1 protein-coding gene is annotated in these 524 nt (G+C 57.4%); it reads right to left on the bottom strand.

Annotated elements, in window-relative coordinates:
* On the bottom strand, positions 1-524 hold a 524-nt coding region (locus tag ACFC20_RS17815), incomplete at both ends, for an ATP-binding protein (protein WP_375194147.1).

The following is a 524-nucleotide window of genomic DNA, read 5'->3' on the forward strand; positions in this document are numbered from 1 at the left end:
TCGCCGCCCATCTCTTTGACCAGCCGCTGGGTTATCACCAGCCCGAGCCCGGTGCCACCGTGGCGGCGGGAAATACTGGCATCGGCCTGGCGGAACGCCTGGAACAGACGGGACTGATCGCGCTCCGGGATCCCGATCCCGGTATCGTGGATTTGAATTTCGATTTGTACGCTGGTGTTGCTCAGCGCTCGCTGCTCGACCAGCACATCAATATTGCCATGTTCGGTAAACTTGATGGCATTGCCCACCAGATTGGTGATGATCTGCTGCAGGCGCAGAGGATCGCCGATAATATTGTCCGGAACATCATTTTTGATGTTTAGCGTCAGCTCCAGCCCCTTATCGTGGGCGGAGTGCGCCAGCAGAGTCACGACCTCATCCAGCGCATTACGCAGCAGGAACGGGATGCTCTCGAGAATCAGTTTACCCGCTTCCAGCTTCGAGAAGTCCAGCACGTCGTTAATGATAGCGAGCAGGTTGTTCGCCGAGCGCTCGATAGTGGTGAGGTGGTCGCGCTGAGTGGT

This window comes from Marinobacter sp. (genome assembly GCF_041984545.1).
Lineage (GTDB): Bacteria > Pseudomonadota > Gammaproteobacteria > Pseudomonadales > Oleiphilaceae > Marinobacter.